Raw genomic sequence first — 23,145 nt, forward strand, 5'->3', positions numbered from 1 at the left:
ATATTAGAGTGGATTGACCACCCTGAAGACGAAGGAGCCCTCATGGCGAGATCCCCCGAGCTGTTGGTGCTCCTCGACTCAGACGGCACGCCGATCGGTCGCCGAGAGAAGCACGAGGTGCACGGCTTCGATACGCCGCTGCATCTCGCGTTCTCCTGCTACCTGCTCGACGACGACGGTAAGGTGCTGGTCACGCGACGTGCACTCGAGAAGCAGGCATGGCCCGGAGTGTGGACGAACAGCTTCTGCGGTCACCCCGCGCCAGGCGAGCCTATGGAGGCCGCGATCCGACGACGAGCTCAGCAGGAGCTCGGCGCTGAGATCGATGAGGTCCGGGAGCGCCTGCCCGACTTCCGCTATCGGGCGGTCGACGCGAGCGGCATCGTTGAAAACGAGATCTGCCCCGTGTACACCGCGGTGGTCAGCGGCAGCGTGAACCCTGAGCCGAACGAGGTCGTCGAATGGGAGTGGGTGGACCCCGAAGTGCTCCTGCGCTCGGTCACCGGCACCCCTTTCGCTTTCAGCCCCTGGCTGCGCGAGCAGCTCCCGAGTCTGATCGAGCGGTCGGCCTTTACCGGGGCGGGAGTCGTATGAGTACGGTGACGGACCACGACGAAAGCGCGACGATCGAGCAGGAGATCCACGAGCAGATCCGGGAACTCCTGGATCCGCCGAACGCCGGTCCGATGTCAGGACTGCTCTCGCCGGCACCCCAAGTGGCTCAGGCGCTCAGACTCGCGACGCACTGCATCGCGGGAGGGAAAATGCTCCGCCCGCGCCTGCTCCTGGGCGCCTTCGACAGCCTCGGACGCGACCATGTCTCCACAGGACAGGAGTCTTCTGGCGTTCGCCCGCCGTCAGTGCTGCGCCTGGCGGCCGCCATCGAACTGCTGCACTTCTCCTTCCTCTTGCACGACGACGTGATCGATGAAGATCTCTTCAGAAGAGGTCAGCGGAACCTCGTCGGCCGCATCCTGGACCAGGCCGGCGGAAGCGACGCCGACACCGGACATCCTTCACGGGATCGCCCGCTGCACTGGGCCAGAACGAACGGAATCCTCATCGGTAACCTGATGCTCACGTCGGCGCACCAGGTGTTCGCACGACAGTCACTGCGTCTCGACGACGCCGAGCGATTGCTCGACCTGTTCGACATTGCCGTCTCGGAATCGGTCGTCGGGGAACTCTGCGATGTCGGACTCAGCGATGGCGTGATCGCCTCGGACCTGAGTACCGTGCTCGAGATGACCCGGATGAAGACGGCGACCTACACCTTCGAACTCCCGTTGCGGACGGCGGCTGTCCTGGCCGGGGCGAGCATCCAGGTCGAGGAGGCCCTCGGCCAAGTCGGCCGGCATCTCGGCGTGGCATTTCAGCTGCAGGACGACCTGCTCTCCGCGTTCGGCAGTGCCAGCGAGCACGGGAAGGATTCGTTCTCCGACTTCCGTGAGGGCAAAGAGACTGCGCTCATCGCTTACGCCCGGATGACCTCGTTCTGGCCGTCCATCGAACCTCTCCTCGGCGCACCCGGTTTTACCGACGTAGACGGGATCGCGATCCGTCGTATGCTCGTCGACTGCGGTGCAGAGGCATTCATCCGGTCGATGGTCGAGGATCAGGTCCGTACCGCACTGGATGGGCTCTCGCGAGAGGATGGTGTCGTACCGACCGCGACCGCGCAGTGGGTCGCACGTATGGTGGATACGCTCGAGGGGAGGACGGCGTGAGACGGACGCTCGCAAAGCTCGACCCGCTCGAGCGGTACTCCGCCGCGTCCGAGCGCGCGGCCGGACGCATCATCGCCGCGTACTCGACCTCGTTCGGACTGGCGACGCGGCTGCTCGGCCCGCGGCATCGGACCCACGTGCGCAACATCTACGCGCTCGTGCGGGTCGCCGACGAGCTCGTGGATGGGGTGGCCGCAGAGGCAATGGTCGATGCGGAGGTGCAGCGGACCATGCTCGATGAGCTCGAGGCCGACGTGGAGCAAGCGCTCCGAACCGGCTACAGCAGCAACCCGATCGTGCACGCGTTTGGCAGGACCGCTCGTGCGGCCGGAATCGACGCTTCGCTCACCGGCCCGTTCTTCGCCTCCATGCGCACGGACCTCCGCGTCGCTGGTTCGCCCGGGCGAGACGTGACAACGGAAGGCGGCGCTCCGGCCCCGAAGGAGTTCGACGCCGGAGCGCACGCCGAATACGTCTACGGTTCGGCCGAGGTGGTCGGTCTGATGTGCCTGAGGGTCTTCCTGCGAGACGAGCAGATCTCGAGCGCCCAGTCGGCCCGGCTCGAATACGGGGCTCGACGGCTCGGCGCCGCCTTCCAGAACGTCAACTTCCTCCGCGATCTCGCCGACGACACGGACCGACTGGGGCGCAGTTACCTCACCGCAGGAGAAGAGATGACACCCGAGCGGCAGGCCGAGTGGATCACGACGATCCGTGCGCAGCTCGGTGATGCCGAAGCTGTCCTCCCCGAATTGCCCCGCGACGCGCGCGTCGCCGTCGGGTGCGCATACCGACTGTTCGCGAAGCTGACGGATAGGCTCGCCGAGACCCCCGCCGAGCAGTTGCGCACCCGTCGGGTGCGCGTCGCCGACCCCGTGAAGGCGGTTCTGGTGCTGCGATCGGCTCTCGACGCGCGGAAGTCGGCCAACGCATGACGCGCACCGTGGTCATCGGGGGCGGGATCGCCGGTCTGGCGACCGCAGCGCTGCTCGCGCGCGAGGGGCACCAGGTCCGACTGCTCGAGCAGAACGAACGGGTCGGCGGGCGGGCGGGCACGCTGGAACGGGACGGGTTCCGGTTCGACACCGGACCATCGTGGTATCTGATGCCGAGCGTCTTCGAGCACTTCTTCGCGCTGCTCGGCACAACGGCCGAGGAGCAGCTCGACCTGCGCATGCTGGATCCCGGCTATCGGGTCTATGGGGAACCCGACCCTTCCGGTGGCGCGCGCGGGATCACCGTGCCGCACGGGATCGACCGTGTCGTCGACCTCTTCGAGCGGGTGGAGCCGGGCAGCGGCCCTGTGCTCCGCGAGTATCTGCAGTCCGCGGCCCACGCCTCGGACATGGCAGAGCGCTACTTCCTGTACAACCCGTTCACCCGCCTCGGGGCCGTCGCGATTCCCGAGGTGCTTCGAGCTGCCCCGCAACTGATCCGTCTGCTCGGTTCCTCGCTCGAGCGCTTCGTCGCGCGGCGGTTCCGCAATCCGTTGCTCCGGCAGATTCTCGGGTATCCCGCGGTGTTCCTCGGTACAGATCCGCGCCGCGCTCCCGCGATGTATCACCTCATGAGCGGCCTCGATCTCGACGAGGGCGTGCAGTATCCGATGGGCGGGTTCTGGGGGATCGTCGAGCGGCTCGAGGCGCTCGCCCGCGAGGCAGGCGTCGAGATCGTGACCGGGGCGCGCGTCACGGAGATACTCACACGACGCAGCGGATCAGGGCTCACCGTCAGCGGAGTGCGTTGGCAGGATCAGCACGGTGGCACCGCTGGCGGGCCCGGGGCGCTGCACATCGAGCACGCGAATCTCGTGGTGTCCGGAGCAGACCTGCACCACACCGAGACGGAACTGCTCCCGCCGGCCGCGCGGAGTACTCCGGAGCGCGTCTGGCAGAGGACCGAGAGCGGGCCCGGGGCCGTGCTCGTGCTCCTCGGAGTGCGGGGGGAGATCCCGCAGCTCGAGCACCACTCGCTGTTCTTCACGCGGGATTGGAACGCGAACTTCGACGCCATCTTCGGGGACGACGCTCACGTGCCCGATCCGGCGTCGCTCTACGTCTGCCGGCCGAGCGCGACCGATCCGCACGTCGCGCCCGCCGGGCACGAGAACCTCTTCGTGCTGATCCCGGTGCCGGCTGACACGACGATCGGCAGTGGCGGACCGGACGGTGCCGGTGATGACGCGGTCGAACGCGCGGCCGATGCCGCGATCCAGCAGATCGCCTCGTGGGCGGGAATCCCGGATCTCGCCGAGCGGATCGTCGTGCGGCACACCATCGGTCCCGAGGATTTCGCACGAGACTACGCGTCCTGGCGAGGTGGCATGCTCGGGCCGGCGCACGTGCTCAGGCAGAGTGCGATGTTCCGTGCGCAGAACGCGTCGAAGCGGGTCGACGGACTCTTCTACGCGGGTGCGACGACGGCCCCGGGAGTCGGAGTGCCGATGTGCCTCATCAGCGCCGAACTCGTGCTCAAACGCATTCGCGGCGATCACTCGCCAGGGCCCACGGCGCCGCGGGAAGCGCGCAGTGCAGCCGAGGCGTCGCAATGAGGAGCCGTATGGTTCCGACGGTGCGCCCGGCGGCGCTCCTGCGCTTCGCATTCACGGCATCGCGGCCGGTGAGCTGGGTGAACACCGCCTTCCCGTTCGCGGCCGCCATGCTGCTGGCGACGGGAGAGGTGAACGCGATCCTCGTCGTCGGAACGCTCTACTACCTGATTCCCTACAACCTCGCGATGTACGGCATCAACGACGTCTTCGACTACGCCTCGGACATCAACAACCCGCGGAAGGGCGGTATCGAGGGCGGCCTCATGCCTCCCGAGTACCACCGGCCGCTGCTCTGGCTGGTCGCGGCGACGAACCTGCCGTTCGTGGCCTGGATGATCGCCATCGGCAGTCCCGCGGCGGTCGCTGCGATCCTCGTGAGCACGTTCGCCGTCATCGCCTACTCGGCACCGGTACTCAGGTTCAAAGAGCGGCCCGTGCTCGACTCGCTCACCTCGAGCACCCACTTCGTGAGTCCGGCCGTGGTCGGCCTCACCCTCGCGGGAGCCACGTTCGACGGTGCGCTCGTGCTGCTGCTGGCGGCCTTCTTCGCGTGGGGCGTCGCTGCCCACGCGTTCGGGGCAGTCCAAGACATCGTGCCCGACCGGGCCGCCGGCATCGGTTCGATCGCGACGGTCTTCGGTGCGCGGTGGACGGTGCGGTTCTCGCTGGTGCTCTGGAGCATCGCGGGTCTCCTCATGCTCGCGACCCCGTGGCCCGGTCCGCTCGCCGCGGTGGTCGCGGTGCCCTACCTCGTGAACTGTGCCCCGTATGCGCGGGTGACGGACGCCGAATCCGGGCGCACGAACCGTGCCTGGCGGCGTTTCATCTGGCTCAACTACGCGTCAGGATTCCTCGTGACGATGATCCTCATCCTCCACTGGTCGCTCGTGTCATAGTCGATCGGCCCGCGCACCGCGCGGGTCGAGGGGGACGACGGTGGGCGTTCCGGTCACGGGGTCGGGCACCACGAGCGCGCGGAGCCCGAAGACCTCCTCGATCAGGGGCGGGGTGATGACCTCGCCCGGTGCGCCGGCGGTGACCACTCGCCCGTCTTTCATCACGATGAGGTGCCGGGCGTAGCGGGCTGCCTGGTTGAGGTCGTGCAGTACGGTGACGACCGTCTTGCCCTGCTCGTTGAGGTCGCGCAGCAGCTCCAGCAGATCGAACTGGTGCGAGATGTCGAGGAAGGTGGTCGGTTCGTCGAGCAGCATGACGGGGGTCTGCTGAGCGAGCAGCATCGCCACCCAGACGCGCTGCCGCTGCCCGCCGGAGAGCTCGTCGACGAGTGCGCCGGAGAGGCCGGTGAGCCGGGTCGCTTGCAGCGCCATAGCGACGGCATCCTCGTCCTCGCGTCGCCACTGCTGTATGAGGTTCTGGTACGGCGCCCGGCCGCGGGCGACGAGGTCGGCGACGCGGATCCCGTCGGGCGCGAGGGAGCTCTGGGGGAGGAGGCCGAGTCTGCGCGCGACCTCTTTCGGTTTCAGTGAGGCGAGATCTTCGCCGCTCAGCAGGATTCGTCCCTCGGATGGTTTCAGCACTCGGGCGAATGCGCGCAGCAGCGTGGACTTGCCGCACCCGTTCGGGCCGATGATGGCGGTGAATGACTGCTCCTCCACAGCGACGTCGATGTTCTTGGCGATGATCGTGCGTTCGTAGCCGATGGTGGCGCGCTCTGCGTGCAGTACCGGGTGCGCGGGTGTCGTCATGATGTGGTTCCGTACTGTGTGCGGGTTTCGCGAATCAGCAGCCAGATGAGGTAGACCCCTCCCAGGCTGATGGTGATGAGGCCGACCGGCACCGGTCGCATGAGCTGGGCGAACAGCAGAGAAAGCAGCTGGGCGGCCGTGAGGAGGAGGCACCCCATCGCCGCTGAGGCAAGGAGGCTCACGCCGGCGGTGCCGGTGAGTCTTCGGGCGATCTGCGGGGCGACGAGCGCGATGAATCCGATGGGACCGGCGGCTGCGGTCACCATGGCGGTGGTGGAGACGCCGACGACGATGAGGAGCAGACGCGCCCGACCGATACGGGTGCCGAGCGTGACGGCGGCGTCGTCACCCATCTCGAGTCGTCTGAGATCTCCGGCGAGCAGGCTCGCGGCGATGAAGATGACGGCGGCGACGATGAGGGAGGGGATCATGCTCGACCAGGAGACTCTGCCGAGCGAGCCGGCGCCCCAGAAACCGACGGCGACGGCATCGCGCAGGTCGGCGCGAGTAATGAGGTAGGAGTTCACGGAGCCGAGCATGGCTGTCACGCCGATGCCGACGATGATGAGACGGAATCCCTGAATGCCGCGCCGGTAGGCGAGCACGTAGACGGCGAACGCGGTGAGGAGGCCGCCGCAGATCGCAGCACCTGCGATGGGCCAGTACGAGGTGTTGCCCGCGACGAGCATGAGGGCGACAACGGCGGTGTACGAACCGGCGTCGAACCCGATGACGTCTGGTGATCCGAGCGGATTGCGCGTCAAGGACTGGAAGATGGCTCCGCCGACGCCGAGGAGCGCGCCGAAGACGAGTGCCGCGAGCAGGACCGGCAGTCGCCACTCGATGACGATGGTGCGGTGGAACTCCTCACCGCTGCCGATGAGCGTGCGAACCATTTCGTCGAAGCGCAGCGGGTAGTCGCCGAGCGTGATGGCGAAGATTGCGAGCACCATCGCGAGGATGAACAGCGTCGCGGTGACCGTCGCGAGGCGCACGGCGAGACGACCCGATATCCAGCGGGTCCGCACGCTGAGGCTCGGATAGCCGAAGTCGATTCGGGTCACAGTCCACTCGCCTTTCTGCGGCGAACGAGTGCGATCAGGACTGGGGCGCCGACGATCGCGGTCAGCACGCCGACCTCGATCTCTCCCGGGCGCGCGATCACGCGTCCGATGGCGTCGGCCGCGAGCACGAGCACCGGCGCGGCGAGCGCCGAGTAGGCGATGATCCAGCGCTGGTCTGGGCCCACGAACCAGCGCACGATGTGCGGGATCATCAGCCCGATGAATGCGATGCCTCCGGTGAGAGCGGTCGCAGCTCCGGCGAGCAGCGTCACCGAGATGAGGCCGAGCACGCGCGTGAGGACCACCCGGGTGCCCAGCGATGCGGCGAGGTCGTCGCCGAGCGCGATCGAGTTCAACGACCCCGAGATCACGACGGCGAGCAGGAGCCCGACGGCGATGAACGGGAGCACCAGTGCGGTGTCGCCGGGATCGGTGCGCGCGATGGATCCGAGCCCCCATCGCAGGACGGCCCGGAACGTCTCGGGGTCGAGCAGCCTGACGAACTGCGTCACGCCGGAGAGCACTGCGGCGAGCGCGACGCCGGCGAGCACGAGCGTGATCGGCGAGGCCGCTCCGCGCCCCGTTGAGCCGATGAGATACACGAGGATCGTGGCTCCCGCAGCGCCGGCGAAGGCGAACCAGACGTAACCCGTGATCCCGGTCAAGCCGAGGTAGCCGACCCCCAGTGTGACGGCGAAACTGGCTCCAGCATTGACGCCCAGGATTCCGGGATCCGCGAGCGGGTTCCGTGTGAGCGCTTGGATGACGGCGCCCGCGACGCCGAAGGCCGCGCCGACGACGATGCCGACGATGGTGCGCGGGATCCGCATCGTCCAGACGATCGCCGAGGCTTCGGAGCCGTCGGGCTGGCTGAGGACGTCGAAGACCTCGGTCAGCGGGAGGGGTTTCGAGCCGAACGCGAGGCTCGCGAGCACCGACACCGCAAGGGTGGCGATGATCGCGAACAGACCCAGCGTCCGGCGGTTTCTCCACCCGCCGATCGCCGCTTTCTGCGGCTCACGTGTCTGGAGTGCGGTCACGGGTCTCGGTTCAGCTCGTGAGCTTCGCGCCCAGGGGAGCCGCGAGCTGCTCGGCGGCCCAGGCCTTGCCGAGCAGGCTGGTGCGCGCGAACGCCCATGGCAGGTTGCCCTGGTGCGTCTCTCCGTCGATCGCGTAGTCGGTGAAGTTGTTGGTGATGATCAGGTCGTGACCGCTCGTGACTGCCCCGAGGCTCTGGTAGAGCGAGTTCCCGGTGATGTCGGTGATGCTTCCCTCGGAGTTGTCGGACATGATGAGCACATCCGCGTCGATTTCGGAGAGCTGCTCCTCGCTCACGGTCGAGGCCGACTTGTCGTTGACGGCGCCGCCGGAGAACTGCTCGGCCTTCGGGTTCCGCTCGAATCCGAGCTCCTGGAGGAGGTGCGAGGGGTCCGCCCCATCGGTCGACTCGTAGTTCATGCCATATTCCTTGCCGAAGTACACGACGTAGGTGGCGGTCTTCCCGGTGAATTCGGGGTGCTCCTGGCGCACTCCGGCGATGGTCTCGTCGTACGCGGCCATGGCGTCGGCCGCGGTCTGCTGAAGGTCGAGTGCCTCGCCGAGCGCCGGTATCGTCGTCTCCCACCGGTTCTCGCCCTCGGGGACACTGTTGCGGTCGACGCTGAGAACGGGGGCGATCTCGCTGAGCTGCTCGTAATGATCGGTGAGATCGTCGTTGATGACGATCAGATCGGGATCGGCTGCGGCGATCGTCTCGAGGGGGTAGGGATCGGCCTGCGGGTCCGCAGGCACTTGCGTCTCGATTCGCTCGACGAGTTCGGCGTCGAGCCACACGAAGGTGTCCTCGATCGCCGTCGAGGCTGCGGGTACTCCGCCGAGCGCGAGCAGCTCTTCGGTCGAGGTGCCGTCAGCGGTGAGTGTCACGATCCGCTCGGGTCGTTCCTCGAGCGTGGTCTCGCCCCACGCGGTGTCGAGCGTCAACGGGTACTCGGTCGCCCCCTCCGCGGCGGGGAGGAGGCTGTCAGCTGCTGCAGCGGTTCCATTCCCCTCGGTCTGGCCCGCGCAACCGGTGAGGGTCAGCGCGGCGGCGATGCCGACGACGGCGAAGCGCGATGTGCGATTCATCTGCACGGTACTCCTGGATCATTCTCAGAGCCACTGACGGAGCGCTATTTGGCTGCTCCCAGGATGCCTCCCAGACGGGGCACCAGAATAAGGGTAGGCTACGCTGAGTAACATCTGATGTGCGAGATGCGACACGCGATAGACCGAACACGACAGTCGAAAGGGCGCTCGAATGGATGCACTCTCGATGGACGCTGACCGTGTCGATCCGAACGTGCATCTGCTGTTCTGGCAGCAGCGCGGTGCGGGGGAGTGCCGGATCGCAGGCCTCGCCCACCGGTTGACCGTCGACGAGGCGCTCTGGGTGCCGGCCGGTGTCGCCTACGCGATCTCGGTCGGGCCGGACTCGGTGCTCTGCCCACTCGGCTTCGACGTCGACACGCGTCCGACTGAAGCTCACGGGCCTGGCATCGTCGAGGTGACCGACGAGATGCGCAGACTCTGCCTGCTCCTGGCGCAGATGCGCTCGATGTTCGTGCGCTCGGACTCGAATCTCGAGTACGAACTGCTCCGCATCATCGAGGTGGCGCTCGCCGATCCGGCGCTCACGGTACCGGGGAGTCCGGCGGCTCGGCACGCCGCCCTGGCGCTGCGGCGGGACCCCGGAGACCGCCGTTCAGCGCGCGAGTGGGCCGCCGCGGGACACGTCTCAGTGCGGACGCTCGAGCGGAGTTTTCGGGATGAGACGGGACTCAGTTTTCGGGAGTGGCGTGCCAGATGCCGGATGCGCGCCGCGCGGGGCCTTCTCGCGCAGGGTGAGGCGCCCGGCTCGGTCGCGCAGCTCGTGGGCTACGCCGATCCGAGTGCATTCGGTCGCGCGTTTCGCGTCGAGACCGGCCTGACCCCCGGCGCGTACCTGCGGGATCGCGCCCCGCTCGGTGCATCGGGCCTCCGTGGGGGTGCTGGCCCTCAGATCTCGCCGATGGGTTCGCGCTTCTCGGCCTGGAACGTGTCCTCGATGCGCCCGTAGGCCCAGTACGCCGACAGGGAGAGCTGGGACCGTTCGAGTCCGCGTTCATCGGTGAAATACGGTCGCAGCGACTTCATGGCACCTCGCTCGCCGTGCGCGAAGACCTGCACTCGCCCGTCGCGCCACGGGGACTCTCTGACCGCGTCGACGAGCAGTGTCGTGGTGCCCGGTTCGCGCTCGCCGCGGTGCAGCCAGTGCACGTCGATACCCGCTGGAGCGTCGAGCTCGAGGTGGTCCCGCTCGTCGCTCACCTCGATGAACGCGACGCCTTCCGCCTCGCGCGGCATGGCTTCGAGAGCGGATGCGATCGCCGGAAGTGCTGCGTCGTCGCCGGCGAGGAGGTGCCAGTCGGCGTCGGGGTCTGGCGCGTAGAGGCCCCCGATGCCCATGAGTACCACAGGGTCGCCCGGCTCCGCGCGATCCGCCCAGGGGCCGGCCACCCCGTTGTCGCCGTGGGTCACGAAGTCGATCCAGATGCGATCGTTCTCGAGGTCGAATCGGCGCACCGTGTACGTGCGGATCGATGGCATGAGCTCGACCGGGAACTCGGCCCTGAGTGCTTCCAGGTCGTACGGGGGAGTGAGCGACGTCTCGGGGTGCGGGAACAGCATCTTGCTGTACGCGTCAGTCTTGCCGTTGTCCTCGACGGCCGAGATGCCTGGCCCACCCGCGTGAATGCGCACGAGATGCGGGCTCAGCTGCTCCCGTTCGAGCACCTCCAGTACGATCTGCGGTCGTCGCTGGCGTCGGGCGGGTGCGGCTGCGTTCCCAGTGGTGGTCATGCGTCTCCCATTCATCGGATGATCCTCCCAGGCTATCCGCTCGGGAGGTCGCGATGTCAGGGGGTAGGCGTTCCGTCTGCGGCGAGGTGATCTCGCAGTGCTTCGGCCGCTTCGCCCATCACTGCGAGCTGGTCGGCGGAGAGCGCGTCGACGAAGACGCTGCGAATCGCGGCGAGGTGAGGGATCGTGCTGTCCCGGAACGCCCGTGCCCCCGCCTCGGTGAGGACGGCGAGCGACCCACGCGCGTCTTCCGGGCAGGGCGCCCGGTGGATGAGTCCGCGCTTCTCCATGCGACCGAGGTGCGCGGAGAGGCGGCTGCGCTCCCAGTGGATGTGCGCCGCCAGCTCGGAGGAGCGCATCTCGTGCGGATCGGCTTCGGATAGCGCCAGCAGGATCTTGTAGTCGCCACTCGAAAGATCGGAATCCCGGTGCAGTTGCGCTTCGATGCGCGCGCGCACGGCCTCGAAGGATTCGAGATAGACGCGCCACACGGCAAGTTCTCGGCTGGTGGGCAAGCGGTGCTGCGGGCTCATGATCGGCATCCTCAGTAGTTGACATGTCAATCATATGGAGGGATAATTCACATGTCAATTACATGGCGGTCGGGTGCTGGGAGCGGTTCCACATCGGCCCGCGCAGAGCGGAAGGGAACGACTCATGGACGCCTCGCGCATCGAGTTTGGCATCGACAGTTTCGGGGAGCGACCGCGCAATGCGCGCGGCGAGGTGGTGTCGCAGGCAGAGGCGATCCGGATCGCCGTCTCGGAGGCCATCCTTGCCGACGAGATCGGCATCGATGTCATCGCGCTGGGCGAGCACCATCGTCCCGAGTACGCGATCTCGAGCCCCGAGACCGTGCTCGCGGGAATCGCGACCGCCACCCGCAGGATTCGGCTCGCCTCAGGCGTCACAGTCCTCTCCTCGGACGACCCCGTGCGGGTCTTCCAGCGCTTCGCCACTGTCGACGCGCTCTCCCATGGACGCGCGGAGGTGATCCTCGGACGCGGCTCGTTCACGGAGTCGTTCCCGTTGTTCGGCTACGACCTGAAGGACTACGACCTGCTCTTCGACGAGAAGATCGAGCTCTTCCACCGGCTCCTCGACGAACAGCCGGTCACCTGGGAGGGCACCACGCGGCCCGCCCTGCACCAGGCCGACGTCTACCCGAAGACCGAGTCGGGTCGCCTCTCCACCTGGGTCGGCGTCGGGGGCACGCCCCAGTCCGTGATCCGAACGGCGAAGTACGGCTTCCGGCTCATGCTCGCGATCATCGGCGGGTCGCCCGAGCGCTTCACCCCCTATGTGGATCTCTACCGGCGCGCGCACCAGCAGCTCGGCACGACGGCCGAGCCGATCGGCATGCACTCGCCAGGGTTCGTCGCCGAAACGGACGAGGAGGCGAAGCAGCACTTTTACCCCGGGTACCGCGAGATCCACGACCGCATCGGCGCGCAGCGCGGGTGGCCACCCTTGCAGCGGGGGCAGTTCGAGGCCGAGGTCGCGAGCGGATCGCTCTATGTCGGATCCGTCGAGACGGTCGCTCAGAAGATGGCGCACGCGATTCGCGCTCTCGACGCGGGCAGATTCGACATGATCTACTCGGCCGCCGGCACGGTGTCGGCCGACGCGCGGCGCCGATCCGTCGAGCTCTACGGTACTCAGGTCATTCCCCGGGTGCGCGAACTCCTCGCCGACGACGGTGCCCGAACGCGAGGAGAGCGCTCGTGACCGCGCCGCCCTTCGGTGCGTCGCCCCTCACCATCGGTATCGTCGGAGCGGGAAAGCTCGGGACGGTGCTCGCGAGGCTCGCGCTCGCAGCAGGGCACCGGGTGCTCATCGCCGGCTCCGGCGACCCCGAGCGCATCGCCCTGACCGTCGAAGTGCTGACCCCGGGTGCGACGGCGGTGCGCGGCATCGAGGCGATCACGGGGTCCGACGCCGTGATCCTCGCCCTCCCGCTCGGCCGCCTCGGCGACCTGGACCCCACCGCCTTCGACGGCGCGCTCGTTCTGGACGCGATGAACCACTGGTGGGAGATCGACGGTCCGCGCGAGGACACCCTGCCGTCATGGCTCTCCACGAGTGCGTTCGTGCAGCGGCAGTTGCCTGGGGCGCGCGTCGTCAAAGCGCTGAACCATATGGGGTATCACGATCTCGAGGGAGGTGCGCGTGCCGCCGGCGATCCCGAGCGTCGGGCCATCGCGGTGGCCGGCGGGTCGGAGGCCGATCGTGAGCGAGTGATGCGGGTCGTCGACTCGCTCGGATTCGACCCGCTCGACCTCGGTGTTCTCGAGGCCGGTGCCGCGCTCGAACCCGGAGCACCGGCATTCGGCGCGAACGTGGATCTCACTGCATTGCGGGCACTGGTGGCTGCGCATGCACCGGCACCGGAATCCGCGGCGGCGGAGGCGTAGAGTGTCCGCGAGGCCGGGCATCGACCGGCAGTGGGAGGTACTGACATGACCGAGAACCTGACCGATCGCACCGGCGCCCCGGTGTCGGTGGAGCTGCGGCACGGCAATCCGATCAGCGCCTTCACGGTGAGCCTCGGCACCGGAGAGCCTGTCGGCAAGGCCCAGTTCATCGACGGTGCCGGCTCGGAGCCGGAGCGCGTCTTCTTCCACACCGAGGTCGACGAGGCGTACGGCGGGCGTGGACTCGGCGGTCTGCTCGTGCGCGAGTCCCTCCGTGCGAGCCGGGAGGCGGGGATCACGGTGGTCCCGGTCTGCCCGCTGTTCGCGCGGCACCTCGAGACGCACGGCGAGGCCTACATCGCTGCAGGCGGCACGTTCCGCCGGCCGAAGCCCGCGGACCTCGCACGCGTGCGCGCGGCGGTCACCGGCGGTTGAGGATCTGCCGCTGTCATGGGCCGTTGTCGTCGACCTCTGGTCATCGGCGTCTGCGCCGCGCGCTCAGTACGAGGAGTCGACGGTCATGAACACCGGATCGCCGTCGACGATGGTCGCCGCCACCCGCACGTGACGCGGGCGCGTGGCGAAGGGGTCGTTGTCGAGCAGTACCAGGTCACCGCGCGACCCGACTTTGACGGGGCCTGCCCCGTTCGTTGATGCGAACAGGGCCCGAGTCGTATCGATGCGCTCGTCGGGGTACCAGGGCGCATCGCCCTCGTCTGCGCGCCAAACGGCGGCATCGATGGCGAGCCAGGGGTCCAGGGCCGAGACGGGAGCGTCGGAGCCCAGCGCCAGCGGCACTCCCGCGTCGCTCAGGCTGCGCAGCATGAACGCTCGGTCGGCGCGATCCGCCCACACGTGATCCGTCACGGTGCGGTCGTCGAGCAGGTGGGCGGGCTGGACGCTCGCCCGGAGGGGCAGTGCGGCCATGCGCCCGACGTCCGAGCGGCGCATGAGTTGCGCGTGCTCGATGCTGCCCCTCGCGCCGGTCTGCTCGAAGGCCGAGAGCGCATCCGACACCGCTCGGTCGCCGATCGCGTGGAGTGCGACGTCGAGGCCGGCCGCGCTCGCCGTGGCGAGGAGCTCCACCAGGTGATCCTGCGAGATGTTCCGCTTGCCCCGCGGGTGCGGGCTCCCCGCGACGTAGGGGTCGCAGCAGTTCGCGGTCAGTGTGCCGAGCGATCCGTCCGAGATGATCTTGAGCGGACCGAGCGTCACGAGGTCGGCGAGGGGGTCACCGGTGCGCAATCCGGAGTCGAGTACCTCGGTGAGCGCGTCCTCGTAGAATCCGGTGCGCACTCGGAGGCCGCCGAGCCCGGCGGCGACCCGGTCCGGCCAGGTGCGGTGGCTCGACTCGAACTCGAAGTCGGTGATGCCGACGATGCCTCGCGAGGCGGCACCGTGCAGCGCGCTCTGCAACTGCTCGTGCTCGCTGCGCACCCCCTCGCCGAGCTCGGCGAGCCTCGCCATGACGGGGAACCAGTCGTTCTCATCGAGAATTCCTGCCCGGACGGGGAGGCCCAGTGCCCGGAGCGCCGCGGAGTTCACCCAGCCGTTGTGCGCGTCGCCGCCGATGAGGACCACGGGTCGCGCTCCGGTCACGTCGTCGAGTGCAGCCACCGTCGCCGGTTCCTGCCACAGCGATGCCCGGTACCCCATTCCGATGAGCGCGCGGTCCTTACCGACCCCTGACGCGTCGAGCGCGGCGACCGCGGGGCCGACGCGCCCGAGGAGGTCAGCAGGCGACGTCGTTCCGGTCAGATCCAGACGGTCGGAGAAAGCGGCCCAGGTCGTCATGTGGACGTGCTGGTCCCACAGGCCGGGGATCAGCCATCGGCCATCGGCGTCGAGCACGCCTCCGGACGGCGCCGGGGCGAGCGCACCGGCCGGTGCGATCTCGTTGACGACGCCGCCGGTCACGCGGAGATCGACGAGGGGCCCGCCGCCCTCGGGGCGCACGACCCGCGCTCGAGTGATGACGAGGTCGGTCATAGGAGAAGTGTAGCGACGCTCCGCCCGCCCCGATCCGACCCCGCGCCTACCCCGTGAAGAACTCGTGCACCAGCCTCCCGGCGATGATGAGCATGACGATGGCGACTCCGGCGTCGAGGATCCTCCAGGCGCGCGGGTTCGCGAACAGGGGCGTCAGCGCGCGCGCCCCGTAGCCGAGGGCGAAGAACCACGCGAGGCTGGCGGCGGCGCCTCCGGCGACGAACCACCACCGCCCTGGGTCTCCCTGGGCATTGCCGATGGAGCCCATGAGCACCATGGTGTCGAGGTACACGTGCGGGTTGAGGTACGTGATCGCGAGGCAGGCGAGCACGGTGCGCCGTAAAGAACGCGACTCGCCGGCGCCTGTGACCATTGCTGCGGGGCGCATGGCTCGTCGCGCCGCGGTCACGGCGTATCCGAGCAGAAAGAGCACGCCGCCCCACAGGACGACATCGAGTACGAGGGGAGCGCGTGCGACCACAAAACCGATCCCGGCGACGCCGACGAACTCGAGCAGAGCATCGGTGAGGCCGCAGATGAGCACGACCGGGAGAACGTGGCGGCGCTGGATGCCCTGCCTGAGGACGAACGCGTTCTGGGCGCCGATCGCGACGATCAGCGAGAGTCCGCTGCCGGCGCCGAGGAGAAATGGGGTGAACACGGAGACGACGTTACGGTCCGAGGCCCGTGTCTCGCATCTGCAGCATACCTAAACTTTCTACAGTTGCATGAATTCTGCTTCACTAGGACGCATGCAGCTCCCGATCGAGTATCTGAGTACGTTTGCGACCATCGTGCGAGAGGGGAGCTTCGAGGGTGCCGCCCGCGCACTCCGCGTGACCCCTTCTGCGATCAGTCAGCGCGTCCGCCTCATGGAGGAGCGAGTGGGATCGGTCCTGCTGCAGCGCAGCCGGCCCGTCGCGGTGACGGAAGCCGGAGCGACACTCCTGCGCGCCGCCCGGCAGATCGACCGCGTCGTCGACGACGTCGCCCGTGAGCTCGGCGACGGTTCAGTGCGCGGCGCCGTGGTACCGATCGTGGTGAACGCCGATTCGCTGGCGACCTGGTTCATGCCGGCGCTGGCGCGAGCGGCACGCGAGACTGACGCGCGCTTCGAGGTGCTCCGCGCCGATGAGACCGTCTCGACCGAGCAGTTGCGCCGCGGCGCCGCCATGGCGGCGGTGACCGCCACACGAGCGGCCGTGCCAGGGTGCGTCTCGCATCGCCTGGGACGGATGCGCTATCGGGCCGTGGCGAGCCCAGCCTTCGCCGCAGCGCACTTCGGTGAGGGCGTGACGCCGAGCGCGCTGGCCACCGCGCCCATGCTCGAGTTCGACCGGCACGATGTCTTCCAGCAGCGGTTCGTCAGGCGCATCACCCGGGCCGCGATCGATCCTCCCAGGCATTTCGTGCCCTCTTCGTCCGAGTTCGCGCGAGCCATCGAGCTGGACATGGGGTGGGGCATGCTCCCGGCGGCGCAGTGCGACGCGCAGCTGGCGCAGGGCAGTCTCGTCGAGCTCGGCGCTGATTCCTCGATCGCGCTCGCCCTCTACTGGCAGCGGTGGAACCTCGAATCGCCGATGCTCGACGCGCTCACTCGGGTGATCACCGAGGCGGCCGCCGAGTCCCTCGAGTGATACCTCGGGTCGGTGACGATCTCCCGGCTCAGGTGCGGGGGAGCCTGATCCGGAACTCCGTTCCCTCGCCCTCAGTGCTCGAGACGTCCATCTGACCGCCGTGCGCGAGGACGATCGCGCGCGTGATGGTGAGTCCGAGCCCCACGCCCTGCACGGCGTTTCGCGTGGCGGTCGACGCCCGGAAGAACCGGGTGAAGAGCTGGCCCTGCTCGTCGGCGGGGATCCCGATGCCCGTGTCGCGGACGGAGATCTCCGAGGTCCGCGATTCGTCGGTCACGGTGACGCGCACCTCGCCGCCGGCCGGAGTGAACTTGATGGCATTGGATAGCAGATTGTCGATCGCCTGCCCGAGTCTGCCCGGGTCTGCCTGGAGCTGCACGGGGTGGTCGGGGACAGTGAGCACGAGTGCGACGCCCTGCCGGTCCGCGTGGGGTGCGGCCGAGGTGACGGCCGTCGAGGCGAGCGCAGCGACGTCGGTGTCCACGGGGTCGAGGGGGAAACGACCCGATTCGACCTGGGCGGTGAAGAGGAGATCGCCGACGAGCGCGAGGAGGCGGCCGGCATTTCGCTCGATGATATCGACGAAGCTCAGCTGCTCGGCGGTGAGCGGTGCGCCGGGGTTGTCGCGCAGGAGATCGAGGAAGCCGATGATCGAGCTGAGCGGGGTGCGGAGCTCGTGAGAGATCATGCCCACGAACTCGTCCTTCATTCTGACCACCTCGACGGTCCTCGTCTCGTCGGTCACGACGAGGAGGTAGCCGTGCTGGTGGCCGTCGCCCCCGGTGCGACGGGTGACGGTGAGGCGCGCGGGAACCTCTGAGCCGCTCGATGTGAGAATCGGAATGTCGAGCTCGACGTGCTCGCCGGCCTCAACCCGTTCGAAGAGGACCTGCGCACCGGTCTTGGGTGACGAACCTGGCACAGACTCCGATGACGCATTGCACTCGCGATCGTCGACGAGTGCGCGGAGCGAACGGTCGGGGAACAGGTCAGTGATTGTTCCTCCGGCGAGCGCTTCGGCGGCAGCGCGGCCGAACAGGTGCTCGGCGCCAGGGTTCCATGCCGTGATCCGGCCATCGGCGTCGACCGCGATGACCGCCTGCGCGGTGATGGAGTCCCACAGGCTTTCGAAGGACGCGAGGAGCGCCTGGTACTCGGCCTGACTTTCGCGCAGGCGCTGCACCATCGCCTGGTTCTCGGTGAGCGCCTGTGCCCGCTCATTCGCGAGCGCTTCGGCCTGTCGCGTGCGAGCGCGTTGCTGACGAGAGAGCTCATTCACCACGCCAGCCACCGTCGCGAAGACCAGAGGCGACACCACCCCGCGGAACCAGTCCGCCGCGCTCTCTGGAGGGTTTGCGATGTAGGGGAGCAGGATCATGAACGAGGTCAACCCGACGATCACGAAGACGTATCTGATGCCGGGGGCGGCGGCGAGCCACACCACCGGAATCAAGACGAGTGCGCCGTACAGCGACTGCGCACCCCCGGTCCCCGCGCGGAACAACCCGAACGCGATGATGTCGACCATCGGGATGATGTACACCCATTTGCCCGGAACCACTCCACGTGCGCTGATGACCGCGGCGACTACGGTGACCGCGACGATCAAGCCGATCCCGGCAAAGGCCACCGGCTCCGACGAGAAGTCGATGTCGGGGACGAACGAGGTGAGGATCACCGCGAGCAGCAGCGCCAGGAACGACGGCATCTGCTTGAGGAGCGGCGTCGGTTGATCGAGGAAGCGGTGCCAGCGGCTTTCGGGCGGAGCCGTGCGGGTCACAGGAAGCACCCTCTGAGCACGACGATGCCCGCGACCACCACGAGCGCGATGAGGGCCTGGGGAATGAGGCGCCACTCGCTCCGGCGATCAGCGTCGATCTCGATCGACTCGTCGATCCCCGCGACCGATTCCGGCTCGGGAGCCCGGTGCCTGCCATCGCTCATGAGACCACTCTCCCGACTTTCTCCGTCTTCACCCACGACGCATCGGCCCGGCGCCACTCCTTGATGTACGAGTCCACCGTGATCGCGCAGAGCAGTGAGCCGTACCCGAACACGTAGATGCAGAGCCCTGCCAGGAACCTGCCTCCCGGGAGGCGCTCGAGCCACCGCGCGGCCCAGGCTCCCAGCAGCGAGAGCGGGCCCCAGAGATAGAGGATCGCACTCACCACGAACCGGTCGCGCGGAGTGAGTGCGCCGATCCAGTCCACGAGCAGCGTCTCGAAGACGCTCGGGAAGATCGCGATCGCCATGAGGATCATCGCGCCGAGTCCGGGGAAGAGCAGCGCTTCACGCCACGAGCTCCGTCCCGTGCGTCCATCCAGCTGCACGGCGAAGATGATCGAGTAGAGATACGTGCACGCTGCGAGGATCCACATGAAGCGGAAGACGGGCTCCGCGATGTCGCTGTGCAGCACGAGCAGCGTCATCAGCCCGGCAGCTGCGAGCAGCATGAACACGGGCAGTAGGAGGATGCTGAACCAGCTGATCCCGAACGAGAGGCTGCCGAGCCGGTGCGCACGGCTCGGCCTGAACCACAGCCTGCGGTAGATCGACGTGAGCTGCACGTTGCCGCGCGCCCACCTCAGGCGCTGCTTCCATAGCGCGTCGACGGTGCGCGGTTCCTCGGCGAGGACGACGGCGTGCGGCTCGAACACCATGCGCCGCCCGTGCAGTTGCCCCTCGAACGTCGTCATGGTGTCCTCGGCGAGGGTGCCCGTCGGAATGCGCCCGCCGATCGCCTCGAGATTCGCACGCGAGTGCAACTGGGCACCGCCCGCGAGGCATGCCACGGCACCGAGCACGTTCTGCGTGCGTCGCGATCCGAGCTGCGCCAGCACGTACTCCATACCGATGAACCGCGTGAGATAGTTGCGATCCTGACTGCCTTCGGCGATGTAGGCGGTGACCGCCCCAACCCGTTCGTCGGCGAGGTGCCGCGTCATCTTCCGCAGCGAGTCGCGCGCGAAGATGACATCGGCGTCCATGATGAGCACCGCCTCGGCCCAGTCCTCCGCAAGGACTCGCGAGATCCCGTGATTGAGCGTGTGCGCTTTCCCCTCGCCGCCGACGTCGCGCCGCAGGTGGAAGACCCGGCCGGGGTGTGCTGCGGCGCGCCGCAGCACCTCATCGGGCGTGTGGTCGGTGGACGCGTCATCGACGACGTAGATCCGCAACCGATCGTCCGGGTACTCGAGGCTCAGCATGCGTTCGATCGAAGCGCCGATGACGAGCCCCTCGTTCCACGCCGGCACGATCACGGCGACGCGCGGGGCATACGGTGCCGCGCGACGGTAGTGATTCTTCAACGCGTGGAGCGGGAGCACCAGGAACTGGTAGAGCGTGTTGAAGACCGGAGTGGTACCGACGAGCACGCACGCCAGCAGGAAGACGACGTACGCGATCTCGAAACCGGTCAGTTCGCTCATGCCTGCCCACCAGGATCATCCAGCAGGGTGCGCACGCGGTCGTAGCGCCCCACATCCGCCGCGACATGACTGTCGGTCGAGGCGACGAGCGCGGCGCCGGCCTGACGGAGCGCTCGGAGCGAATCCGGAGTCGGGCAGCCCCACTTCTCATTCACCTCGACGAGCGTGTCCGTGCGCGCCGCAGTGCTCGCCCAGGCGGCGATGCGCTCGCCGCCGAGCTGAGCTTCGGAGAGCCCCACCTTCGGCAGGATCGAGAAGCAGTGGGCGAGCTGATTCCCCGGGTATCGCTCCATGGCCGTGATCAGGGCCTCGACCAGCGTGTCGAGGGCGTCCTCCGCTTGCCACCCGTCCGCGAGACGCTCGCGGACGGCACCGGGGCCGATCGGACCAGCGGACGTCGGGAACTGATGATCGGCGATGAGGATCCGGTCGATGCCTGCGGGAAGCGCGGGGGCGTCGAGTCCGCCGGTCGTGTCGAGGAGCTTCGCTTCGACGCCGGTGACGACCGTGAGGCCCTCCGGCACCGTGAGGGCGCCGACCGCGGCGACGAACTCGGGCACCCAGGTGGTGCTCACGCGCACGTGATCGACAAGGCGGAGCGTATCGAGTCCGGCGTCATGCGCCGCGCTGACGTTCTCGGCGAGCGTGGAGACCGCGTCGTCGGAGAACGTCGAGTGGACGTGGTGATCGCCGCGGAGGAGGGCCGCCGTGCTCACGCGTCGTCCTGATGGCCGGCGTGAGGCGACTCGAGGACGTCGGCGACCTCGACGATGACGTCCTCGAGGAAGCGGACGGACGCGATCTCCCGGAAATCGACGCGAGCCGGGATCTCGCGGTCGAGGAACAGATCGACGACGAGCGACGGGATGTCGACACCAGCGGCGATCGTCAACGGAAGCGCGCCGGGGAAGCGGGGGTTCACCTCGAGCAGCATGGCACGGCCGGCGCGATCGCGCCGCAGCTGCACGTTGGCTACTCCGACCAGGCCGATGGCGCGCGCGACCGCGGCGGCCGTTTCTTCGAGTTCCGGATCCCGCACGGTGCGCCCGGCGATCGAGACGCCCGAGTCGACGCGCGCCCGGGTGCGCGGCACCGCGGCCACGACCGAACCCGAGGCGTCGGCGATGACATCGACCGAGTACTCTTCACCGGGCAGGAGATCCTGAACGATGAGCCCCTCGTCGGTCGGCAAAGCTTCGAGCGCTGCGCGATCCTCGACGCGTCGGATGCCCCGGCTCCCTGCGCCCTGCCGGGGCTTCGCGAACACCGGGAACTCCCAGTCCACCGCGAGTGCATCGGGGCCGGCAAGTACGGTGCGCGGCGCCCGGCCAGTGCTCGCGCACCGTTCGGCGAGGGCGAGCTTGTCGAGCGAGACCTCCAAGGTGTCGGCGGAGGGTGCGGCGAGCACCGCGGGTTTCAGCTCTTCGCGTCGACCCGCAAGTGCGAGGAGTTCGACGTCGACCGTCGAGATCACGAGATCCAGGTCGTCCGCTGCGACCATGTCGGCTATCGCGGTCACGAATGTCGTGTCCTTGCCAGGGGGGAGGAGCCTACGGTGCGCGGGGGGCACGAGGTAGAGGCCGCTCGCCCAGCCGTCCATATCCGCGGCGAATACCGTCACATCGCTGCGATGCAGCAGGGATCGGATCACCGCCACCCCCGCAGGGCCACCGGCACCGGTCACGAGTACGCGTGCAGTCATCAGGTCTCCAGTCGGTGGTGTTCGAACGCTCGCGCGGGCTCGGAGCTCTCACGGACGACCTCGAGGGGCTCGACCGCTGTTCCGCCCCCGAATCGCGTCCAGTAGCGGGCCGTCGCGCTCACGAAGTCGGGGTCGAGATAGTCGCGGCTCGCGGTTTGGGAGTCGAAGCACCGCAGCAGTTCGAGTTTGCGTTCCAAGAACTGCTCCACCCGAACGAACTTCGTCGGCCGATAGTCGATGGTGGCGGAGGGACTCTGGTAGCAGGCGACCGTTGCGACCCTCCGCGTTGCGACGACGGTCGCCTCGCTCACGGCACGGTGGTCCTGGTGGCGGTCGTGGATCGAGTGCGTGTAGACGATCGTCGGCTCGACCTCGCGCACGACCTCCTCGATGAGGCGGACTGTCGGGCCGCCGCTCGGGATCTCGGTGTCGACGAGGTCCTTCAGGAACAGGCGCGCGCCGAGCATCTCCGCGGCGGCGAGCGACTCGTCCTGCCGACTGTCGGCGTCACCGCCTCTGGCGCCCCGGGTGAGGGTGAGGATCGTGATCGCGTCACCCGCCGCGGCGTGCGCGGCGAGAGTGGCACCGGCGCCGAGCTCGACATCGTCGGGGTGCGCGCCGATCGCGAGTACGACCTCGCGGTGCGGTCTGGCGTCTCTCCGTGCACGGTTCTCCGCGGCGAGACGCGTCACGGTTTCCACGAGTCGGGTCGCGTCGAGCGGCTTCGTCAGGAACTCGTCGGCCTGAGCCCTCAGCGCCGAGACCGCGTAGTCGACGGAGACGTGCGCCGTCATGACGACCACCGGCACATCGGGGACCCGGGCGCGGAGCTGCTCGATGAGCTCGAGTCCGCTGATGCCGGGCATTTCGATGTCGGTGACGACGACATCTGGAGTGCGAGCTGTCGCGTTCGCGAGCGCGGTCTCGCCGTCCTCCGCGACATCGACGGAGCAACCGCCTCGCCGTTCCAGCATCATCCGCACGAGCAGTGCGACATCGGGATCGTCATCGACGACCAGAACGTGCGGTGCGACTTCCGACATCTGTGGCG

General features: G+C 68.2%; 24 protein-coding genes. 10 read left to right on the forward strand and 14 right to left on the reverse strand.

The genetic code is table 11. The features are described from left to right. Positions 1-42: 42 nt before the first annotated feature. From idi to K8P10_RS04810, 5 genes are read left to right on the forward strand one after another with little or no spacing between them, the layout of a single operon-like run. Positions 43-594, forward strand: a complete 552-nt coding sequence (gene idi / locus K8P10_RS04790) for an isopentenyl-diphosphate Delta-isomerase (protein ID WP_224780665.1) — start codon at positions 43-45, stop codon at positions 592-594. Next, complete coding sequence (locus K8P10_RS04795; protein ID WP_224780666.1) at positions 591-1,727, forward strand: polyprenyl synthetase family protein; 1,137 nt, start codon at positions 591-593, stop codon at positions 1,725-1,727. The genes idi and K8P10_RS04795 overlap by 4 nt, the downstream gene beginning before the upstream one ends. After that, a complete protein-coding gene (locus K8P10_RS04800) occupies positions 1,724-2,662 on the forward strand; it encodes a squalene/phytoene synthase family protein (protein ID WP_224780667.1) in 939 nt (312 codons plus the stop codon). The genes K8P10_RS04795 and K8P10_RS04800 overlap by 4 nt, the downstream gene beginning before the upstream one ends. After that, positions 2,659-4,278, forward strand: coding sequence for a phytoene desaturase family protein (gene crtI / locus K8P10_RS04805; protein WP_224780668.1), 1,620 nt, complete (start codon positions 2,659-2,661; stop codon positions 4,276-4,278). The genes K8P10_RS04800 and crtI overlap by 4 nt, the downstream gene beginning before the upstream one ends. Before the next feature lie 8 nt (positions 4,279-4,286). Further along, entirely contained in the window at positions 4,287-5,174 is an 888-nt protein-coding gene (locus K8P10_RS04810) for a prenyltransferase (RefSeq protein WP_224780669.1), read from the forward strand. Here K8P10_RS04810 and K8P10_RS04815 read toward each other — a convergent pair. The 4 genes from K8P10_RS04815 to K8P10_RS04830 are packed head-to-tail and all read right to left on the reverse strand — an operon-like array spanning position 5,169 to position 9,172. Then, the gene (locus K8P10_RS04815; RefSeq protein ID WP_224780670.1) at positions 5,169-5,984 is read right to left on the reverse strand and encodes an ABC transporter ATP-binding protein; all 816 of its coding nucleotides are present in this window, start codon (positions 5,982-5,984) and stop codon (positions 5,169-5,171) included. The two genes, K8P10_RS04810 and K8P10_RS04815, sit on opposite strands and share 6 nt — an antisense overlap. After that, positions 5,981-7,048, reverse strand: a complete 1,068-nt coding sequence (locus K8P10_RS04820) for an iron chelate uptake ABC transporter family permease subunit (RefSeq protein WP_224780671.1) — start codon at positions 7,046-7,048, stop codon at positions 5,981-5,983. The genes K8P10_RS04815 and K8P10_RS04820 overlap by 4 nt, the downstream gene beginning before the upstream one ends. Beyond that, positions 7,045-8,088, reverse strand: a complete 1,044-nt coding sequence (locus K8P10_RS04825) for an iron ABC transporter permease (protein ID WP_224780672.1) — start codon at positions 8,086-8,088, stop codon at positions 7,045-7,047. Before K8P10_RS04825 ends, K8P10_RS04820 begins: the two co-directional genes overlap by 4 nt. Positions 8,089-8,098: 10 nt before the next feature. Next, on the reverse strand, positions 8,099-9,172 hold the full coding sequence (locus K8P10_RS04830) for an ABC transporter substrate-binding protein (protein ID WP_224780673.1): 1,074 nt from the start codon (positions 9,170-9,172) through the stop codon (positions 8,099-8,101). Between the two features lie 172 nt (positions 9,173-9,344). Between K8P10_RS04830 and K8P10_RS04835 the strand changes: the two genes are divergently transcribed. After that, entirely contained in the window at positions 9,345-10,142 is a 798-nt protein-coding gene (locus K8P10_RS04835) for an AraC family transcriptional regulator (RefSeq protein WP_224780674.1), read from the forward strand. Here K8P10_RS04835 and K8P10_RS04840 read toward each other — a convergent pair. Beyond that, positions 10,082-10,924, reverse strand: coding sequence for a siderophore-interacting protein (locus tag K8P10_RS04840; protein WP_224780675.1), 843 nt, complete (start codon positions 10,922-10,924; stop codon positions 10,082-10,084). The genes K8P10_RS04835 and K8P10_RS04840 overlap by 61 nt on opposite strands. Before the next feature lie 56 nt (positions 10,925-10,980). After that, complete coding sequence (locus K8P10_RS04845; protein WP_224780676.1) at positions 10,981-11,457, reverse strand: MarR family winged helix-turn-helix transcriptional regulator; 477 nt, start codon at positions 11,455-11,457, stop codon at positions 10,981-10,983. A 124-nt stretch (positions 11,458-11,581) separates the two neighbouring features. On the opposite strand from K8P10_RS04845, the gene K8P10_RS04850 reads away from it, so the two are divergent. The 3 genes from K8P10_RS04850 to K8P10_RS04860 are packed head-to-tail and all read left to right on the forward strand — an operon-like array spanning position 11,582 to position 13,773. Further along, positions 11,582-12,652, forward strand: coding sequence for an LLM class flavin-dependent oxidoreductase (locus tag K8P10_RS04850; protein WP_224780677.1), 1,071 nt, complete (start codon positions 11,582-11,584; stop codon positions 12,650-12,652). Next, a complete protein-coding gene (locus tag K8P10_RS04855) occupies positions 12,649-13,338 on the forward strand; it encodes an NADPH-dependent F420 reductase (protein WP_224780678.1) in 690 nt (229 codons plus the stop codon). Before K8P10_RS04850 ends, K8P10_RS04855 begins: the two co-directional genes overlap by 4 nt. Before the next feature lie 45 nt (positions 13,339-13,383). Next, positions 13,384-13,773 (forward strand): N-acetyltransferase, encoded by a 390-nt coding sequence (locus K8P10_RS04860; protein WP_224780679.1) that lies wholly within the window; start codon positions 13,384-13,386, stop codon positions 13,771-13,773. 63 nt (positions 13,774-13,836) lie between these two features. Here the strand turns inward: K8P10_RS04860 and K8P10_RS04865 are convergent, their stop codons facing one another. Both K8P10_RS04865 and K8P10_RS04870 read right to left on the reverse strand, forming a co-directional pair. Beyond that, positions 13,837-15,327 carry an amidohydrolase gene (locus K8P10_RS04865; RefSeq protein ID WP_224780680.1) on the reverse strand — a complete coding sequence of 497 codons (1,491 nt, stop codon included), beginning with the start codon at positions 15,325-15,327 and terminating at the stop codon, positions 13,837-13,839. A 46-nt stretch (positions 15,328-15,373) separates the two neighbouring features. Continuing rightward, a complete protein-coding gene (locus tag K8P10_RS04870) occupies positions 15,374-15,988 on the reverse strand; it encodes a LysE/ArgO family amino acid transporter (protein WP_224780681.1) in 615 nt (204 codons plus the stop codon). 91 nt (positions 15,989-16,079) lie between these two features. Between K8P10_RS04870 and K8P10_RS04875 the strand changes: the two genes are divergently transcribed. After that, a complete protein-coding gene (locus K8P10_RS04875) occupies positions 16,080-16,964 on the forward strand; it encodes an ArgP/LysG family DNA-binding transcriptional regulator (protein WP_224780682.1) in 885 nt (294 codons plus the stop codon). Positions 16,965-16,992: 28 nt separating this feature from the next. On the opposite strand, the gene K8P10_RS04880 is transcribed toward K8P10_RS04875, so the two are convergent. The 6 genes from K8P10_RS04880 to K8P10_RS04905 are packed head-to-tail and all read right to left on the reverse strand — an operon-like array spanning position 16,993 to position 23,137. After that, on the reverse strand, positions 16,993-18,744 hold the full coding sequence (locus tag K8P10_RS04880) for an ATP-binding protein (protein ID WP_224780683.1): 1,752 nt from the start codon (positions 18,742-18,744) through the stop codon (positions 16,993-16,995). Then, the gene (locus K8P10_RS04885; RefSeq protein WP_224780684.1) at positions 18,741-18,908 is read right to left on the reverse strand and encodes a hypothetical protein; all 168 of its coding nucleotides are present in this window, start codon (positions 18,906-18,908) and stop codon (positions 18,741-18,743) included. The genes K8P10_RS04880 and K8P10_RS04885 overlap by 4 nt, the downstream gene beginning before the upstream one ends. Then, a complete protein-coding gene (locus K8P10_RS04890; protein ID WP_224780685.1) occupies positions 18,905-20,392 on the reverse strand; it encodes a glycosyltransferase family 2 protein in 1,488 nt (495 codons plus the stop codon). The genes K8P10_RS04885 and K8P10_RS04890 overlap by 4 nt, the downstream gene beginning before the upstream one ends. Continuing rightward, positions 20,389-21,108: a PHP domain-containing protein gene (locus K8P10_RS04895; RefSeq protein WP_224780686.1), complete on the reverse strand. Its 720-nt coding sequence runs from the start codon at positions 21,106-21,108 to the stop codon at positions 20,389-20,391. The genes K8P10_RS04890 and K8P10_RS04895 overlap by 4 nt, the downstream gene beginning before the upstream one ends. After that, positions 21,105-22,094 carry an ATP-grasp domain-containing protein gene (locus K8P10_RS04900; protein ID WP_224780687.1) on the reverse strand — a complete coding sequence of 330 codons (990 nt, stop codon included), beginning with the start codon at positions 22,092-22,094 and terminating at the stop codon, positions 21,105-21,107. The genes K8P10_RS04895 and K8P10_RS04900 overlap by 4 nt, the downstream gene beginning before the upstream one ends. Beyond that, the gene (locus K8P10_RS04905; RefSeq protein ID WP_224780688.1) at positions 22,094-23,137 is read right to left on the reverse strand and encodes a response regulator; all 1,044 of its coding nucleotides are present in this window, start codon (positions 23,135-23,137) and stop codon (positions 22,094-22,096) included. The genes K8P10_RS04900 and K8P10_RS04905 overlap by 1 nt, the downstream gene beginning before the upstream one ends. Positions 23,138-23,145: the final 8 nt, after the last annotated feature.

Origin of the sequence: Leucobacter sp. Psy1 (assembly GCF_020096995.1) — a bacterium.
GTDB lineage: Bacteria > Actinomycetota > Actinomycetes > Actinomycetales > Microbacteriaceae > Leucobacter.

Excerpts from the sequence above, each read along its gene's own strand:
- idi (WP_224780665.1), top strand. The coding sequence starts at position 43 with ATGGCGAGATCCCCCGAGCTGTTGGTGCTCCTCGACTCAGACGGCACG.
- K8P10_RS04810 (WP_224780669.1), top strand. The coding sequence starts at position 4,287 with ATGGTTCCGACGGTGCGCCCGGCGGCGCTCCTGCGCTTCGCATTCACG.
- K8P10_RS04900 (WP_224780687.1), bottom strand. The coding sequence starts at position 22,094 with ATGACTGCACGCGTACTCGTGACCGGTGCCGGTGGCCCTGCGGGGGTG.
- K8P10_RS04860 (WP_224780679.1), top strand. The coding sequence starts at position 13,384 with ATGACCGAGAACCTGACCGATCGCACCGGCGCCCCGGTGTCGGTGGAG.
- K8P10_RS04890 (WP_224780685.1), bottom strand. The coding sequence starts at position 20,392 with ATGAGCGAACTGACCGGTTTCGAGATCGCGTACGTCGTCTTCCTGCTG.
- K8P10_RS04835 (WP_224780674.1), top strand. The coding sequence starts at position 9,345 with ATGGATGCACTCTCGATGGACGCTGACCGTGTCGATCCGAACGTGCAT.
- K8P10_RS04885 (WP_224780684.1), bottom strand. The coding sequence starts at position 18,908 with ATGAGCGATGGCAGGCACCGGGCTCCCGAGCCGGAATCGGTCGCGGGG.
- K8P10_RS04830 (WP_224780673.1), bottom strand. The coding sequence starts at position 9,172 with ATGAATCGCACATCGCGCTTCGCCGTCGTCGGCATCGCCGCCGCGCTG.
- K8P10_RS04845 (WP_224780676.1), bottom strand. The coding sequence starts at position 11,457 with ATGAGCCCGCAGCACCGCTTGCCCACCAGCCGAGAACTTGCCGTGTGG.
- K8P10_RS04850 (WP_224780677.1), top strand. The coding sequence starts at position 11,582 with ATGGACGCCTCGCGCATCGAGTTTGGCATCGACAGTTTCGGGGAGCGA.
- K8P10_RS04905 (WP_224780688.1), bottom strand. The coding sequence starts at position 23,137 with ATGTCGGAAGTCGCACCGCACGTTCTGGTCGTCGATGACGATCCCGAT.
- K8P10_RS04815 (WP_224780670.1), bottom strand. The coding sequence starts at position 5,984 with ATGACGACACCCGCGCACCCGGTACTGCACGCAGAGCGCGCCACCATC.
- K8P10_RS04840 (WP_224780675.1), bottom strand. The coding sequence starts at position 10,924 with ATGACCACCACTGGGAACGCAGCCGCACCCGCCCGACGCCAGCGACGA.
- K8P10_RS04875 (WP_224780682.1), top strand. The coding sequence starts at position 16,080 with ATGCAGCTCCCGATCGAGTATCTGAGTACGTTTGCGACCATCGTGCGA.
- crtI (WP_224780668.1), top strand. The coding sequence starts at position 2,659 with ATGACGCGCACCGTGGTCATCGGGGGCGGGATCGCCGGTCTGGCGACC.
- K8P10_RS04795 (WP_224780666.1), top strand. The coding sequence starts at position 591 with ATGAGTACGGTGACGGACCACGACGAAAGCGCGACGATCGAGCAGGAG.
- K8P10_RS04865 (WP_224780680.1), bottom strand. The coding sequence starts at position 15,327 with ATGACCGACCTCGTCATCACTCGAGCGCGGGTCGTGCGCCCCGAGGGC.